The sequence below is a fragment of the Brevibacillus parabrevis genome (assembly GCF_003710905.1).
Classification (GTDB): Bacteria; Bacillota; Bacilli; order Brevibacillales; family Brevibacillaceae; genus Brevibacillus; species Brevibacillus parabrevis.
On record NZ_RHHV01000008.1, the window covers coordinates 226,177 to 243,536 of the forward strand.

The following is a 17,360-nucleotide window of genomic DNA, read 5'->3' on the forward strand; positions in this document are numbered from 1 at the left end:
GTTTTTTTGCTAAAGAAACCGGGATGGAAATTCGTATCGCGCAAATGCAAAGGGCGGATATCAGCCAGTGAAAGGTTCTGTCACAACCATTGGCGCAGCCAAGCTTTTTTATGCAATAGTCTCAATTTGATACAAAAAGTCTCAAAATGATCCTTCTGTCATCTCATTTTGATATGGATATTCTGTCCAGAAGGAACGGAACGGGATAAGCAAATCGCCGGGCTGCCTATCCTCATGCCTTCAACCGCCTTGGCACATTCCTTGCAATTCAAATAGTCAACCAGAGTGGCAAAAGGAGGAAACTGCCGATGTCAGCAGAAAAAACGATACGAGCAGTGGCAAACACGAAAAAGCAGCGCGGCTCGCAAGCCGAGCGCCAGGCAATCCCTGTCTTTTTGTCCGCAGAGGAAACACAGCCTGCGCGCGACTTTCACGCGTCTTGTCCCGTCTATGCGCCGACGCCGCTCGTCCCGCTGCCGCAACTCGCCCGCGAGCTGGGAGTTGGGCATTTGCTGGTGAAGGACGAATCGCTGCGCTTTGGGCTGAACGCTTTCAAAGTGTTGGGCGCGTCTTATGCGATGGCCCGGTATTTGTACGCAAAGCTGGGGCACACGCCCGAGGGGATGAGCTTCGCTGCTCTCGGCGAGGAAGAGGCGAGAAGACAGATCGGAGAAGTGACCTTTGTCACCGCGACCGACGGCAATCACGGCCGGGCGGTTGCCTGGGCAGCGCGGGAGCTGGGCCAGCGCGCAGTCGTTTACTTGCCAAAAGGCTCGACAGCAGAACGGGTGGAAGCGATCCGCTCGCTGGGGGCACAGGCGCATGTCATCAATGGCAACTACGACGAGGCTGTCCGCCTTTCGGAAAAAGTAGCCAGGGAGCGCGGCTGGCAGGTGGTGCAAGACACGGCTTGGGAGGGCTACACGACGATTCCGGGCTGGATCATGCAAGGCTATGCGACGATGGCGGCAGAAGCGCGCGAGCAGCTGGCGGCCCTTTTGCCGGACAAAAAGCCGACGCACTTGTTTTTGCAGGCGGGCGTTGGCTCGATGGCGGCGGCTGTGCTGGGACACTTCGTCGCAGAAGCTGGCGGGGAGGAGCTGGTCAGCGTCATCGTCGAGCCGCATGCGGCGAATTGCATGGTTTTGTCTGCCGAAGCAGCGGACGGAGAGCCGCAAGTGGCGCACGGGGAGCTGGCGACGATTATGGCCGGACTCGCTTGTGGCGAGCCGAATCCGGTTGCCTGGGAAATTTTGCGCGACCATGCCGACTTCTTTGTCAGTTGTCCAGATTTCATCGCGGCAAACGGGGTGAGGATGCTGGCTGCGCCAAAAGCAGGCGACCCGCAAGTCATCAGTGGCGAAAGCGGTGCTGTTGGAGTAGGGCTGTTGGCGGCGCTAATGAACAAGCCGGAGTACAGAGGACTTGCCAAGCAACTGGGGCTAAACGAAGAGTCGGTCGTCTTGTGCTTCAGCACCGAAGGAGATACGGACCAGGATTCTTATCGGCGCATTGTTTGGGAGGGCGCGTGTTCGGCTGACGACAAGTAAAAAGGAGGAAGCGACGATGAATGTCACGATCAACCGGGAAAGACTCGTTCAACTTGTGCAAGAGTTGATTCGCATCGATTCGGTCAATCCGTACCTGGACGCGGATGGAGCAGGAGAAGCCGGGATTGCTGCGTTTATTGCCGACAAGCTCAAGTCAATCGGGCTTGAGGTAGCCGTCATTCCGATCAACGAGACGGCGTGCAACGTCATCGGGATTTTGCGCGGGAGTGGAAACGGCAAGTCGCTCATGCTGAACGGGCACATGGACACGGTGAGCGCCAAGCGCATGTCGATCCCGCCTTTTGAACCGACTGTAACCGACGGCAAAATTTTCGGCAGAGGCAGCCAGGATATGAAAGGCAGTCTCGGGGCGATGCTGGCGGCAGTCGAAGCAGTTACCCAGGCGAAAGTTCCGCTTGCGGGCGATGTGATCCTGGCGTTTGTCGCCGACGAGGAGTACAAGAGCATCGGGACGGAAGCATTGGTGCAGGACTATTCCGCAGATGCCGCGATCTGCTGCGAGCCGTCTGATTTGCAAATCGGCGTTGTGCACAGAGGCTTTGCCTGGGTCAAGTGCGAGGTGTTCGGCAAGGCGGCGCACGGCAGCAGGCCACAAGAAGGAATCGATGCGATCGTTCACGCGGGCAGGGTGCTGCGCGAGCTGGAAAGCTTGTCGGAAAAGCTGGCGCAAGAGCCGCCGCACCCGATTCTCGGGACGGCATCTGTTCACGCGTCGCTGATTCAAGGCGGAACAGAACTGTCTACGTATCCCGACTATTGCCGGATCGACTGGGAGCGCAGAACTGTGCCGAACGAGACGCAAGAACAAGTGGCTCTGGAAATCGAATCGTTGCTTGCGAAGCTGCGGGCAGAGGACGCGGCATTCCGCGCGAGTGCCGAGCTGACGTTTTGGCGCGAGCCGTTTGAGGTGGCACTGGCCGAGCCGATTTTTCTCGCCCTGCAAGCGGCTTGCGAAAAGCGGCTGGGGGCAGCGCCCGGCATTTGCGGCTTTTCCGGCTGGACAGACGCCGCACTGCTGCAAGGAGCGGGGATTCCGACCGTCCTGTTCGGCCCGGTGGGAGCGGGACTGCATTCGGCAGTGGAATACGTCGAGGTGGATAGCCTCGTGGACATGAGCTATATTTTGGCCCAAACCATTTGCGAGTTTTGCCAGGAGTAGACAGGCGGTTCCTCCTGTCGCCGCGTTATAATGAGAAAAAGACAAGCAGAGGAGGAACAAGCCGATGTCCTTGCGGGAGATTCAGGAGAGCGTGCAAAAAATCGCCCAGGCAGTCGCCGCCGTGCTGCGAGTGGAAGTAGAGATTGCCGACAGCGATTTTTTGCGAATTGCAGGGACGGGCAAAACCGAATCCGGCGTGTTGCGCACGATGGCAGGCGAAGATCATATTTACCGGGCGTCGCTTGTCAATGGCGAGCCTGTCGTGATTACCCGACCGGGGCAGGATGAAAAATGCCGCCCTTGCACGCATTATGGAAGCTGTGCGGAGACGGGGGAAATATGCTGTCCGATCCGGCTGGATGGGCAAAGCGTAGGCGTGATCGGGCTGCTTGCTTTTGACGACGAACAAAGGGAGCGGTTGTTCGCCGATGTCGAGGCGATTCTCGGCTTTTTGCAAAAAATGGCCGAGCTGATTGCGGTCAAGCTCAAAGAGCACATCATGTACACCAGGCAACAGCTCATTGCCGAAAAGCTGCGTGTCGTCATGGATGAAATGGACAAGGCAATGCTTCTGATCGATCAAAAAAACCGTATCGTCGAAGCGAATCAGCGGGCGCGGCAATATTTGCAACTCGATGCAGACAACAGTCAGGCGGCAGAATGGATTGCCGCCATTCGCTTGGCCGATGGCTCGCAGCCCGCGCCCAAGCAAGTGGTGCTTTCGGTTGGCGGAAAAGCCAAAACGTTTTTGTTCGCCATCCGCCCTGTTCAGCTTGGCGACGAGATCAAGGAGTGGGTCATTACGCTCGACGATGCGCAGGAAGTCGTCGAGATGGCGCGCCGGGTCACGGCCACAGATGCAGGGGATGCTTTTGCGGCGATTTCCGGCAACAGCGCTGCGCTGCTCCAGGCCAAAACGATCGCGCGGACAGTGGCGGGCAGCGAATCGACGATTTTGCTCCAGGGAGAGAGCGGCACGGGAAAAGAGCTGTTCGCCAAAGCGATCCATCAGGCCAGTCCGCGGCGGCAACAGCCGCTGATTTCGATCAATTGCGCGGCGATTCCCGAGCATCTGATGGAAAGCGAACTGTTCGGCTATGAAGACGGCACGTTTACCGGCGCGCGAAAAGGCGGAAAGGCAGGCGTGTTTGAGGCGGCTGGCAAAGGGACGTTGTTTCTCGACGAAATCGGGGATTTGCCGATGCACTTGCAAGGCAAGCTGCTGCGGGTGTTGCAGGAAAAAGAGTTCCAGCGGCTGGGCAGCAGCGGAAAAACGCTTCCCGTCGAAGCGCGGATTATCGCCGCGACCCACCTCGATTTGCAGGAGCGGGTTGCGCAAGGCCAGTTTCGCCTCGATTTGTATTACCGCCTGCACGTCATTCCGATTCAACTGCCTGCTTTGCGGGAGCGCAGGGAAGACATTCTTTTGCTCGCCCATGAATTTCTGGCTGCGTATACAAAAACGCTGGGGAAAACGATTCGCGGCTTTTCCCAGGAGGCGCAGTCCGTGCTGTTTTGCCATGACTGGCCTGGCAACGTCCGCGAGCTGGCGAATACGGTTGAATACGCGGCCAATCTGGAAAACTCCGACTGGATACAAGTGGCAAGCCTGCCTGGACACACATTCCGGCTGCAAAAGCCTGCGGAAAGAACGGGACGCACAGACAGCAGCGAAGCGCCAAAGCCGATCGCGACGCTCAAAGAGCTGGAAAAGTCTGCTGTGGCGCAAGCTTTGAATGAAGTGCGGATGCGCAAGGGCAAAAAGGAAGAAGCAGCCGCGCTGCTCGGGATCAGCCGGGCGACGCTGTTTCGGAAAATGCGCGAGTACGGACTGTTGTGACTCTCGCGTGCTGACGTGGATGAAGAGCGAAAAGAGCCGGGGAGCTTATGGGACCGGCTTTTTGGGTTTGCGTCATTTTTGTGATATGATAGAGGGTAGAGGATAGGGGAACGAAGTTGTATGAGAGGAGTGGCATAGCATAATGAAAGAGCTGATGGGATGGGTCCGTTCGATTGCCTTTGCAATCGTCTTCGCTCTGGTTCTCGGAATCTTCGTGTTCCAGCCGTACAAGGTTGATGGTCATTCGATGGACCCTACCTTGCAAGACCAGCAACGCATTTACGTGTCCAAGCTATCGCATACGTTTTCGTATTTGCCGGACTATGGCGATATCGTCGTCATCGACAGTCGCGTGGAACGCAAAAGGTCCCTTGTGGACGATGTCGTCAGTCACCCATTGGTGGCGCTGGTGACAGGGAAAGCGGACGACGACCACTCGATGTACGTCAAGCGAGTGATTGGCAAGCCTGGCGATGTGCTGGAGTTCAAAGACAATCAGGTGTATCGCAACGGCACGGTGCTCAACGAACCGTACATCAAGGAAACGATGGAGTACGTATCCGATGGAAAAGTGACAGTGCCAGCCAACCATATTTTCGTCATGGGGGATAACCGCAACCATAGCACGGATTCCCGTGAGATCGGCTTTATTCCACTTGATCACATCATGGGCACGATGATCCAAAATCCGTTTACAAACGAAGAGAAATAGCAGGAGCAAAGGTTGTCCATTCACGGGCAACCTTTGTTTGCAACAAGAGAAGTTCTCGCATTTTTCTGGCAAGCCGCAAAAGGAGGGCTGACGATGCCCGGCATACTGATTGCAGACAGGGACGCGACAGAGCGGGCCGGGATCAGCTGGCTCGTCGCAAGCTGCGCCATCCCGTATGACCAAGTACATACGGCCGGGACGATGGCGGAAGTGTTTCAGGTGATGGAAGCACACCTGCCGCAAGTCGTCTGCATGGAACTGGATATGATTGACAAGGCGCACTGGGAGCGCTTCAAACTTTTGGTCGCCCAATATCGGCCGATCGTGCTGGTCACGACTTCGGAAGCGACCTTTGAGCGGGCGATGCAAGGAATCGAGCTTTCCGCGCGGGACTTGTGGCTGAAGCCGCAAACACCTGAATACATCCGCCGCGTTTTGACGCGCTGCTGTCAGGAACGCTCAGGAGACGAACGGCTGGAGCCAGGAGCGGGGAGCGTCCAGGGGCTGCGCAAGGAAATCTCGTATCTCGACTTGTTTTTGCCCGGATCGTCGCCAGTTGGTCAGCAAAAAGTCATGCTCGCCCAATTGGAGGATGCCCGCAGACATTCGGAGCTGCTCGACTTTTTTTCCGGCTACCCGTTTCGCGACAAGCCCGTGCTGTTGCCGACCAAAGACGCGATTGCCGCTGTTTTTCCGGCAGACGCTTCCTTGTCCTGGTCCCAGTGGCACCAATTCGGCAAGCGTTTGCTGATGGACTGGGAGGCGTCGAGCGATGCTCCGCTTTTTCTCGTCATCCACGATGCCGAAGATTCCGAGCAGAGCTTGCAGCAAAAATACGAGCAGGCGAGCCAGGCGCTGCACTTGCGTTTTTTCAAGGGCTATCGGCAAGTGAGCATGGTGGAAGGCAGCGTAAACTGGCTGATGATCGACCCGTTCCTGACGCCAGGCGAGCAGCGAACGTGGATCGACATGCTGCACAGCGGCAATCGCGAGCAACTGAAGCAGTGGCTGTATGCGCATTTTTTTTACAAGGACGAGCCGTACCCCGAGCCGGGGCTGTTGCGCATTCGTCTGACCAGCATTCTCGCGCAGGTCAGGCGCTACATGAAGTCGCATGGGCTGGACAGCGCTTTACTCGAAGAAGCGTACCATCGTGTGTTTGAGACGATTTTGTACGCCCCGATCTTGTACCGGATCGTGACGGAGCTGCTGCTTTTTATCAACGAACTGCTCGATACTTTCAACAACAGGGGCGACGAGATCAAAGCGGATGTGATCGAGCAAGCGCTGCGCTACATGGAGGGGCGTTACACCGATCCGGCTTTGCGCCTGGAAGATGTGGCCCGGCATGTCGACCGCAGCCCGGCTTATTTCAGCACGTTGTTTGCGCAGAAGCAAGGCAGCTCCTTCCGGCAAATTCTCACGGCGATGCGGGTGAAGGAAGCGCAGCGCCTGCTGCTGGAAACGGCGTTGTCCGTCCAGGAGGTGGCCGAGCGCAGCGGGTTCGTCAATGCCAATTACTTTAGTAAAATTTTTAAGGAAAAGACGGGTACAACCCCACGTTTGTTACGGAATCAAAAGAAAAGATAGAAATCGAAAGAAAAGAGAGTTTTTTAGAAAATTCAATCTGCTTCCCTTGATTCAATCGAAAGAAGAGGCACCAAATCGAAAGCATGGTGCCTTTTTTGTCTGTTTTCCGGCTTTTACAATATAGCTAAGAGATACACACTCTAAGGAAAAGCAGGTGGAAGCAGGATGACAACGACACAATCCATTGAGCAATTGATTCAGGCTTACTCGGGCACTGAACTGCATACAAAAGGGTGGATTCAGGAAGCGGCGTTGCGGATGCTTTTGAACAATTTGAATCCCGACGTGGCGGAGCGTACGGAAGATTTGGTCGTGTATGGCGGGATCGGGAAAGCGGCGCGCAACTGGGAATGTTTCGATGCCATTGTCAAAACATTGCAAACGTTGGAGAGTGACGAGACACTGCTGATCCAGTCCGGGAAGCCAGTGGCGGTGTTCAAGTCCCACGCGGACGCGCCGCGCGTGCTTTTGGCAAACTCCAACCTCGTTCCGGCCTGGGCCAACTGGGAGCACTTCCACGAGCTGGACAAAAAGGGCTTGATGATGTACGGACAGATGACGGCGGGCAGCTGGATTTACATCGGCAGCCAGGGGATCGTCCAGGGAACGTACGAGACGTTTGCGGAGCTGGCTCGCCAGCATTTTGCAGGTACACTCGCTGGCACGATCACGGTTACCGCTGGTCTCGGCGGCATGGGCGGCGCACAACCTCTGGCCGTATCGCTCAATGGCGGCGTGAGCATCAACATCGAGGTCGACCCGACACGCATCCAGCGCAGACTGGATACACGCTACCTGGATGTAATGACAGACAACCTCGATGAAGCGATCAAAATGGCGGAGGAAGCCAAGCGGGAGAAAAAAGGCATTTCGATCGGACTTTTGGGCAATGCGCCGGAAGTGCTGAATGCGATGCTTGACCGCAACTTTATACCGGACGTTTTGACGGACCAGACTTCTTCGCATGACCCGCTCAACGGCTACATTCCGGAGGGCATGAGCCTGGAAGCGGCAGCAGAGCTGCGCACGCGCGATCCGAAAGAATACGAGCGACGTTCCAAAGCGAGCATCGCCAACCACGTCCGCGCCATGCTGGCTTTGCAGGAGAAGGGGGCCGTTACGTTTGACTACGGCAACAACATCAGACAAGTAGCGAAAAACGAGGGTGTCGAGGACGCATTCCGCTTCCCTGGCTTTGTGCCGGCTTACATCCGCCCGCAATTTTGCGAGGGCAAAGGCCCGTTCCGCTGGGTAGCGCTGTCCGGCGATCCTGAAGATATTTACAAGACGGACGAAGTCATTCTGCGCGAGTTTTCCTATAATACGCATCTGTGCAACTGGATTCGCATGGCGCAGGAGCGGATTCAGTTCCAGGGACTTCCCTCCCGCATTTGCTGGCTGGGGTATGGCGAGCGGGCGCGTTTTGGCCAAATCATTAACGAGATGGTGGCGCGCGGCGAGCTGAAAGCGCCGATCGTCATTGGCCGCGATCACCTCGACTCTGGCTCTGTCGCTTCGCCAAACCGCGAGACGGAAGCGATGAAAGACGGCAGTGACGCTGTTTCCGACTGGCCGATCCTGAACGCGATGATCAATGCGGTAGGCGGCGCAAGCTGGGTGTCGGTGCATCACGGCGGCGGCGTCGGGATGGGGTACTCCTTGCACGCAGGTATGGTCATCGTGGCAGACGGCACGCCGGAAGCGGCGCGTCGCCTGGAGCGCGTCCTGACCAGCGACCCGGGAATGGGCATCGTCCGCCATGCGGATGCAGGCTACGAGCTGGCGATTCAGACCGCCAAGGAAAAAGGCGTCCACATCCCGATGTTGAAGGAGTAAAAGCGATGAACAAACCAGTATGGATTCGCCATGCCAGCCAGCTTGCCACGCTGGCTGGCGGCTCTCACTCTCCGGTGACAGGTGCCAGAATGAACGAGCTGTCCATCATCGAAAATGGCAGCGTCTGGCTGGAAAACGGTGTAATCGAACGCGTCGGCACGGATGAAGAACTGGCTGAGTGGTTCCGCGAACGCGCCCACGAAGCGGATGTCATTGACGCCACAGGCAAGCTGGTTACGCCTGGCCTGATTGACCCACACACACATCTGGTGCACGCAGGCACGCGACAAAACGAGTTCAACATGCGGCTCTCTGGCGCTACTTATATGGAAATCATGAACAACGGCGGCGGAATCCACGCCACGACGGCTGCGACGCGACAGGCGACGCACGACGAGCTGTATGAGCAGAGCAAGCGGCGGCTCGACCAGTTTTTGCTGCACGGAGTGACGACGGTCGAAGCGAAAAGCGGCTACGGCCTTACTTTGGAAGACGAGATCAAGCAGTTGGAAGTAGCGCAAAAGCTGCATGAAACCCACCCGGTCGACCTCGTGAGCACCTTCATGGGCGCACATGCGGTACCGCGCGAGTACAAGGAAACGCCGGATGCGTTTGTCGATCTCGTCATCGAGCAGATGATTCCCGAAGTAGCGCGCCGCAAGCTGGCCGTCTTCAACGATGTGTTTTGCGAGCGCGGCGTATTCACTCCCGAGCAGTCGCGGCGCATTCTCGAAGCGGGCCGGGAGCACGGCCTTTTGCCGAAAATTCACGCCGATGAGATCGAGCCGTACGAGGGAGCCGAATTGGCGGCGTCTCTGGGAGCGGTGTCCGCCGATCATTTGCTGCGGGCGTCAGATGCGGGCATCGAGCGAATGGCGGAAGCAGGCGTCATCGCGGTACTGCTGCCGGGAACGGCCTTTTTCCTCATGGCGGAGTCCGCAAACGGCCGCAAAATGATTGACCGTGGCGTGGCAGTCGCGATCTCGACCGACTGCAATCCCGGCTCCTCGCCTACTGTCTCGATGCCGCTCATCATGAACCTCGGCTGCCTGAAAATGGGCATGACCCCGGCAGAAGTGCTGACGGCGGCGACGATCAACGCGGCGCACGCGATCCGTTGCGCCCACGAGGTCGGCAGCATCGAGGCCGGAAAAAAAGCCGATGTTACCATTTTTGCTGTGCCTGACTTCATGACGCTGCAATACCGTTACGGTGTCAACCATGTGGATACGGTAATCAAAAACGGAGCAGTAGTCGTGGCGGGAGGGCGGCTCGTATGACGGCATACCCGTACCCGCTGCTTAAACCGCCCAGCTTTGCCTGGGACAGGAGTGCCGCGCCAGCCGAGCCAAAAGTGAGCGAATGGATCAAGACGCTAGAGGTGGCAACGGCGGGCAGCACTGATTGGAGCGACTACGACGTAGCGCTGCTCGGAGTGCCGCTTTCCCGTTCGTCCATCTCGGCCTCGGCCGCCAGCGAAAATCCAGATGCGATGCGGCGGGCGTGGAAATATTTTACGACGTACAATCTCGATTACGATGTCGACCTGCAATCGCTTCGCGTGGTCGATCTGGGCGACGTCAGGCAGCATGTTACCGACATCGCCCAGTGCCACCGCAACATTCGCGAAGCCATGGCGCACATGCGCACGAACCATCCTCAGCTTTTGCCCGTGATGATGGGCGGCGATCACTCGATTACGGCCATGCTGATCAAAGGCTACAAGGACGTTCACACGGACGAGCGGGTAGGCATTTTGCAGCTGGACACCCATTTTGACTTGCGCGACCTGACGGATAACGGACCTTCGAACGGCACGCCGATTCGCAATTTGATCGAAAGCAAGACGATCCAGGCCGAGGACGTTCACAACATCGGTTTGCACGGCTTTTTCAATGCCCGGTCGCTCAAGGCTTACGCGGATGAGGCAGGCGTGCGCTATGCGACGCTGCGCCAGGCGCGGCAAAAAGGCGTTGCCCAAACGGTGCAGGAAGCACTCGAACGGCTGGCCTCGCAAGTCGATACGATTTATTTGACCGTCGATATGGATGTGCTCGACATCGGCTACGGGCCGGGCGTCCCTGCTTCTACTCCCGGGGGTATGCGGAGCGACGAGCTGTTTGACGCCGTCTATGAGGCAGGCTTGCACCCGAAGGTCAAAGCCATGGACATCGTATGTCTCGACCCGTACAAAGACCGGACGGAGGCGACAGTCAAAACAGCCGTTCATGTGATGCTGTCCTTTTTGACGGGATATCGGCAGCGAAAGTAATTTTTGGCGTCAAATCTGCTCCTGCAAAAGTTTTTTTGCTTGGCGAACCGTTGTTTCTCTGCTGCTGACAGAGGGACAGCGGTTTTTTGTCGAAAAAAAGCTAACTTTAGTAAGGTTCTTTTTCAAGCAAATTTTGGTAGAATTTACTTGCCATTTCTTGGGTTATCCATGACGGAAGAAAGTCAGCAGAAGACGAGGGAATGAGCCATTTTTACTATTTGCGAAAGGAGGAATGGAGAGGCCGATATGAAAAAGATGCTTTCAAGGCTGTTGTCTATGCTGTTAGTTTTTTCACTGGTGCAGCCGATGGTGTTGCCTGAGCGTGTTGCCGTAGCCAAGGTAGAAGATCCGTTTCAAATCGTTGTCGATGAAGATTTTTTTGTAGATCCTATGGGTGCGTATCCGTACGGGGAAGCAGATGGCCTAGGAGGAAACAATCGTGTATTTGTCGGGTATGACGCTGCTTTTGGACCTGCGAATGCTGCAATGAAGTTTCATTTGGGGCCAGACAAGGTGGACTTTGGCCGAAAGATCGAATCTGCCCAATTGAAGCTTTACCTGACCAAAGTGGACAGGACAGGGGGCGAGCCTTTTCTCGACCTGTATGGAGTGGACAATGACTCCTGGTCGCAGTTGGACATGACCTTGCCTGCTACCGGCACTGCCCTTGGAAAAGCTCCCGCGTCCGGCTCGAGTTTGCAAAAGGACAGCTGGGTGTCTTTTGATGTGACTGATTACATCAAGCTCCAATCGAACGACAAAGTGGCGAGCTTTGTGCTAAAGGGTGCTCAAACCGCTCCGCCTATCCCAAATGCGCAAGTACAAGTCCTTTTTTACGACAAAGCTTCCAACAACTCACCTTTGCTTCCCAGACTCGAAATCAAGTATGTCGATAACTCCCCACCGACAGACATTTCACTCAGCAAACAATCCGTAAAAGAAAATCTGCCACCGAACACGCTGGTCGGAACATTGAGCGCGACAGACCCTGACAGCGAAGACCAAGGGAATTTGACCTTCGAGCTCGCAGGGGGCGATCAAAGCGCCTTCAAGCTGGTTGACAACAATTTGTACACAACGCAATCGTTTGACTACGAAGCGAAAAGCAGCTATTCCGTCTCGATCAAGGTAAGCGATCCGTCGGGAGGCTCATTCACCAAAGCTTTTACCATTCAAATCGAGGATGTGCAGGAGCCGCCTACCTCTGCCGAGCTGAAAATCAATGGCGGAATGCTGGTCACCGGTTCCAGTCAGGTTAATCTGCAGGCAACCGTTGTCGACCCCGATACGGGCAAGCCGTTAGAGGTGCGTTTTTCCAATGCGTCCGATCAGTGGACGGAGGACTGGAAGCCTTACAGTGCGGCTACCTCCTATAACTGGGCGCTGACTGCGGGCGACGGAGCGAAGACCGTCTATATGCAGGCGCGCGACGAGGCTCACAACCAAATTTCCGCGAGCGCCAATATCACGCTGGATACGACACCTCCTGTGGTATCTGGAGTGAGCAATAACGGCTCTTACTCGCAAGCAGTGACAATCACGTTCAACGAAGGAACGGCGACATTGGACGGCGCTGTATTTGTCGGCGGCGGAACGGTAACGGCAGATGGCGACCATACATTGGTCGTGACAGATATGGCCGGCAATACGACAACCATTCGCTTTTTTCTGGACACAACTCCTCCGACGGGAACGCTTGTGATCGAAAACGGCAAGACGTTCACGACGACACGGGACGTTGCACTGACGATCACGGGTACAGACGGCGCGGGAAGTGGACAAATCCAGATGAGCTTTTCCAATGACGGAACGACTTGGTCTACTTGGGAGCAGCTTGCCGCCACCAAAGCATGGCAACTGGCTGCTGGAGACGGAAACAAGACCGTGTACATGAAGCTCAAGGATGGCGAAGGGCATGAGCAGCAATATTCTGACAGCATCATGCTGGATACGGTTCCTCCGGTAGCCACCATGTCCATTAAAGGCACGAATGCGGGCAATACGGCGACTTCCACGGCAGCAGTGAAGCTGTTGTTCGAAGCGACAGACGCTAACGGGCCGGTAGAGGTGAGCCTGTCCAACACTGACGGCGTGTTCGCGGACGGCTGGCAGCCGGTGCAACCGGAAATGTCCTGGACGCTCACGAATGGCGACGGCACCAAAACCGTCTACGCCAAATTCCGCGATCAGGCCGGGCATGAAACGAGCAAATCAGCGAGCATTTTGCTGGACACGGTTCCGCCAGTCGTGACAGGAGTTGCGGCGAACCAGATTTCCAAGCAGGCTGTTACGGTTCAGTTTTCGGAAGGAACAGCTTTGCTGAACGGCCAGCCTTTCAGCGGCGGGGATACGATCTCCCAAGACGGGGCTTACACGCTTGTCGTCACAGACGAGGCGGGCAATGTCACAACGCTGTCTTTTACCGTGGATCAGACGAAGCCACAAGGAACGATGACGATCGGCAATGGCGACACTCACACGAATCAATCGCAAGTCAGCTTGCAGTTGAACGTGACGGATTTGACTTCCATGACCACTGTCTACTCCAATGACGGGGCCAACTGGAGTTTGCCAGAGCCGTACGCAAGCACGAAGACATGGACGCTTGCTCCCGGAGACGGAGAGAAGCGAGTCACGGCAAACATAACGGATGCAGCAGGGAATACCGCTACATTGGAAGCGACCGTCATCGTCGACCAGACGGCTCCGACCGGAAGCTTCACGATCAATGACGGCGCGAGTGCGACAAACGCGAAGCAGGTGGCACTGAAGCTGCAATACGCCGATGCCGACGATCAGTTGCAAATGCGCTTTTCTCCGACAGGCAGCGGCGATTGGTCTGGATGGGAAGCGGTACAGGAGACAAAATCGTGGACTTTGTCAGACGGGGATGGCATGAAGACGGTATTTTTGCAAATACGCGATCGTGCTGGCAACGTGCTTGACCTGCAAAAGTCAATTACTCTCGATGCGACTGCTCCTGTCGTAACAGGCGTTGACGATGAGGGCGTGTACAACTCAGACAGGCTGATTACTTTCTCGGAAGGAACAGCTACGCTGAACGGCGCGCCATTCGCGAGCGGCGCGACTGTCACGGAGCAAGGAAACTACACGCTTGTCGTGACAGACGAAGCCGGAAACAAGACGACCGTCGTCTTCTCCATCGACAAGACGCCGCTGTTTGGCGCTTTCTCGATCAATGAAGATGCGCCGTTCACCACCTCGCGAGACGTGACCTTGCACGTGACAACAAGCAAAAGTGCGGCTGACACAAGCATGTCTTTCTCGATGGACGGTACTACCTGGAGCGTGCCAGAACCTTTTGCACTAACAAAAGCGTGGCAATTGCCAGTCGGTGACGGTGTCAAAACCGTCTATGTGAAATTGCTGCACAAATCGGGTTACATCGCGAACATGCAAGATGAAATTACGTTGGACACAACCTTGCCGTCAGGGTCGCTCAGCATTAATGGAGGGGCCAGCGTGACGCAGGATCAAACGGTCAATCTGACTGTCACCGCTACTGATGCCAATGGACCTGTCCAGGTTCGCTTCGCCAACGAAAGTAATGCATGGAGCGCCTGGAACGATGCGGTTCCGACACAGACGTGGATGCTTTCTGCTAACGACGGGCAAAAAACCGTCCACATGCAGATGCGTGACAAGGCGGGCAATGTAGCCGACGTCTCCGCCAACATCGAGCTTGATATGGAAGCGCCTGTCGTTTCGGGCGTGGAGAACGGCAAAAGCTACAAAGACGATGTGCAGATTACGTTCAACGAAGGGACGGCAACCCTCGACGGTCAGCCGTTTACCAGCGGAACGACCGTAAGCAGTGAAGGCGAGCATGAGCTTGTCGTCACGGATGCCGCGAGCCATGTCACACGCATTGCCTTTACGATTGACAAGACTGCTCCGCAAGGCACGTTTGCCATCAACAGCGGCGCGCAAACATCCAGCTCCGTCTACGTGACGCTGAATGTAACCGCCACGGACTCGCTAGGAACGGTAGAAATGCGTTTTGCCAATGAAAACGAGGGCTGGAGCGATTGGCAACAGGTCGCTGCAAGCACGTCTTGGCGGCTCGCGTATGGCAATGGCATGAAAAAGGTGCTGCTGCAACTGCGCGACGAAGCACATAACACGACCGAGCTGGAAGCGCAGATCAGGCTGTCTGTCTATCAGCCGCCAAGCGCGGTCAAGGTAACGGGTGTAGAGCTGGACGTTCGCCAGTTGGTGCTAAAAGCTGGCGAGACGCACGAACTGAAGGCCGTGATTCAGCCGGAAAATGCGACTGACAAGCGGGTCAAGTGGGAGAGCAGCGATCGTGCCGTAGCGGAAGTGAATGAGCAAGGCAAGGTCGTGGCCGTAGCACCTGGTACCGCGCGCATCACCGTCACAACGGCAGACGGCGGCTATACCGCAACGGCGGACGTAACCGTCAAGGCAACTGTTTCTGACGTTTTGCAGGCATCACAAAAAGCATTTCGCCTGAAGCCCAAAGAGCGGCAAAGCTTCCAAATCTTCAAGGTGGATGGCGCTAAAAAGGTCGACATCACCACGGATGAAGCGGTAGAGTATTCCACCGAAAACGATCTTGTCACGGTGACAGCGGGCGAGATTCAGGCAGGCAGCAAAACGGGCAAAGACATAATCACGGTTTCGTATGAAGGGCAAGAGCTGCACATCCCCGTTACGATTACAAGCGGTACAGACGCCAGAATCAAGCTGCTGACTCGCAGCGAAGGCGTGCTGGAAGTAGACGAGGAGCGGCAGCTGGAGCTTGTCGTGCTGGACGGTGACGAGACCGAAGATATTACCGAGCAGGCAAACTGGATATCCTCCGATCCTGAAGTTGTGGAGGTAACAGAAGAAGGCAAGCTGATCGCCAAAGCGACTGGTACCGCGGTAATTTCCGGAAAAGTGGACAAGAGCAAATTCCGGGTTCGCCTCATGGTTGTAGACGAGAAAATCCCGGTTCGCTTGGAGGCTGCTCCTTCGTATGTACGTCTGAAAGAAGGTCAGGAAAAGCCGATTACCTTGATCGGAACATACAGCAAAAGCTATACAGATCTCATTGCAGAAGAAGTGGAATGGGCGGTCGAGGACCCCGAGATTGCGGAAGTAGTCGACGGAAATGTGGTCGCCAAACAAGCCGGAAAAACTGCGATTACGGTCACCTACAAAGGCAAGACAGCCAAAATCACAGTAGAGGTCAGGCAGTAGCAAGCAACAGGAGAGAGGTGCCAGCTGGACGATTCAGCTGGCCCTTTCGCAATAGGATGTGCGCTTTTTCTGATCCGCCACAAGCAATCAAGGAGGCAGCGACAAAGATGGAATCAATTTTGGGAGAAATCAGAATGTTTGCCGGAGAATTTGCGCCAGTAGGCTGGGCCTTTTGCAACGGTCAATTGCTCAGCATCGCGGAAAATGATGCATTGTTCAACCTGATTGGGACGACCTATGGCGGCGATGGCATGACTACGTTTGGCCTTCCTGATTTGCGTGGGCGGGTTCCCGTCCATCAGGGAAAAAATCCGCGTACGCAAACAACCTTTTCCATCGGGGCAAAAGGGGGAACAGAGACGGTACACCTGCAGACAAACCAATTGCCGATCCACACCCACACGGTCAACGTGTCGTCAGCAGAAGGTACAGAAATCGAGCCGGGCCAGCACGTATGGGCAAAACGAATCGTGCAATTCTCGCAAAATCCCGCCGCAATTCAGATGAGCCCAGGCTCTGTAACATTTGAGGGCGGAAACCAGCCGCATTCCAACATGATGCCGTTTACCGTAATCAGCTTCATTATTGCCACGCAAGGCTATTATCCACCGCAATCATAAGGAAACTATTAACCACTGGAGGTTGACGATCATGTCAGAACCGTATGTCGGCGAAATTCGCGCCTTTGCTTTTCCTTTTCCGATGAGAGGATGGGCGCTGTGCGATGGGCAGATTTTGCCGATCAACCAAAATCAGGCGCTGTACTCCATTATCGGAACAACCTACGGAGGGGACGGAAAAACGACGTTTGCCTTGCCGGATTTGCGGGGCAGAGTGCCTGTGCATGTCGGAAATGGCGTGGGGTATGGACAAGCTGGCGGTGAGGAGGTCCATGCTCTGACGGTTCGCGAAATGCCGCAGCATCAGCACGTGGCCAAGCCTCTTGTGACAACGGGCGTAACGGAAAAAGCAGTTGCGAACGTATGGGCCAAGACGGATTATCAGGCATTTGCTGCCCAGCCTAATGCGACGATGCGCCAGGATGCTCTGCTCACAACGGGCGGGGGCCAGCCGCACTATAACATGCAGCCGTATCAGGTGTTCAATTACTGCATTGCCATCCAAGGAGTATATCCGAGCCGCGATTGATAGAG

11 protein-coding genes are annotated in these 17,360 nt (G+C 55.8%); all 11 read left to right on the forward strand.

Annotated features, from left to right (window positions below):
• Positions 1–308 precede the first annotated feature (308 nt).
• Positions 309–1,550, forward strand: coding sequence for a diaminopropionate ammonia-lyase (gene dpaL / locus EDM60_RS10645; RefSeq protein WP_122963964.1), 1,242 nt, complete (start codon positions 309–311; stop codon positions 1,548–1,550).
• Positions 1,551–1,566: 16 nt separating this feature from the next.
• A complete protein-coding gene (locus tag EDM60_RS10650; RefSeq protein WP_122963965.1) occupies positions 1,567–2,730 on the forward strand; it encodes an ArgE/DapE family deacylase in 1,164 nt (387 codons plus the stop codon).
• 64 nt (positions 2,731–2,794) lie between these two features.
• Entirely contained in the window at positions 2,795–4,570 is a 1,776-nt protein-coding gene (locus EDM60_RS10655; protein WP_122963966.1) for a sigma-54-dependent Fis family transcriptional regulator, read from the forward strand.
• A gap of 142 nt (positions 4,571–4,712) precedes the next feature.
• Positions 4,713–5,282: a signal peptidase I gene (gene lepB, locus EDM60_RS10660; RefSeq protein WP_122963967.1), complete on the forward strand. Its 570-nt coding sequence runs from the start codon at positions 4,713–4,715 to the stop codon at positions 5,280–5,282.
• 93 nt (positions 5,283–5,375) lie between these two features.
• Positions 5,376–6,872 carry a helix-turn-helix domain-containing protein gene (locus EDM60_RS10665; protein WP_122963968.1) on the forward strand — a complete coding sequence of 499 codons (1,497 nt, stop codon included), beginning with the start codon at positions 5,376–5,378 and terminating at the stop codon, positions 6,870–6,872.
• Between the two features lie 165 nt (positions 6,873–7,037).
• The gene (gene hutU, locus EDM60_RS10670) at positions 7,038–8,708 is read left to right on the forward strand and encodes a urocanate hydratase (RefSeq protein WP_122963969.1); all 1,671 of its coding nucleotides are present in this window, start codon (positions 7,038–7,040) and stop codon (positions 8,706–8,708) included.
• A gap of 5 nt (positions 8,709–8,713) precedes the next feature.
• On the forward strand, positions 8,714–9,988 hold the full coding sequence (hutI, locus tag EDM60_RS10675) for an imidazolonepropionase (RefSeq protein ID WP_122963970.1): 1,275 nt from the start codon (positions 8,714–8,716) through the stop codon (positions 9,986–9,988).
• The gene (locus tag EDM60_RS10680; protein ID WP_122963971.1) at positions 9,985–10,980 is read left to right on the forward strand and encodes an agmatinase family protein; all 996 of its coding nucleotides are present in this window, start codon (positions 9,985–9,987) and stop codon (positions 10,978–10,980) included. Before hutI ends, EDM60_RS10680 begins: the two co-directional genes overlap by 4 nt.
• Before the next feature lie 246 nt (positions 10,981–11,226).
• Entirely contained in the window at positions 11,227–16,206 is a 4,980-nt protein-coding gene (locus tag EDM60_RS10685; protein ID WP_122963972.1) for an Ig-like domain-containing protein, read from the forward strand.
• 107 nt (positions 16,207–16,313) lie between these two features.
• Positions 16,314–16,826 carry a phage tail protein gene (locus EDM60_RS10690; protein ID WP_122963973.1) on the forward strand — a complete coding sequence of 171 codons (513 nt, stop codon included), beginning with the start codon at positions 16,314–16,316 and terminating at the stop codon, positions 16,824–16,826.
• A gap of 31 nt (positions 16,827–16,857) precedes the next feature.
• Positions 16,858–17,355: a phage tail protein gene (locus tag EDM60_RS10695; RefSeq protein ID WP_122963974.1), complete on the forward strand. Its 498-nt coding sequence runs from the start codon at positions 16,858–16,860 to the stop codon at positions 17,353–17,355.
• Positions 17,356–17,360: the final 5 nt, after the last annotated feature.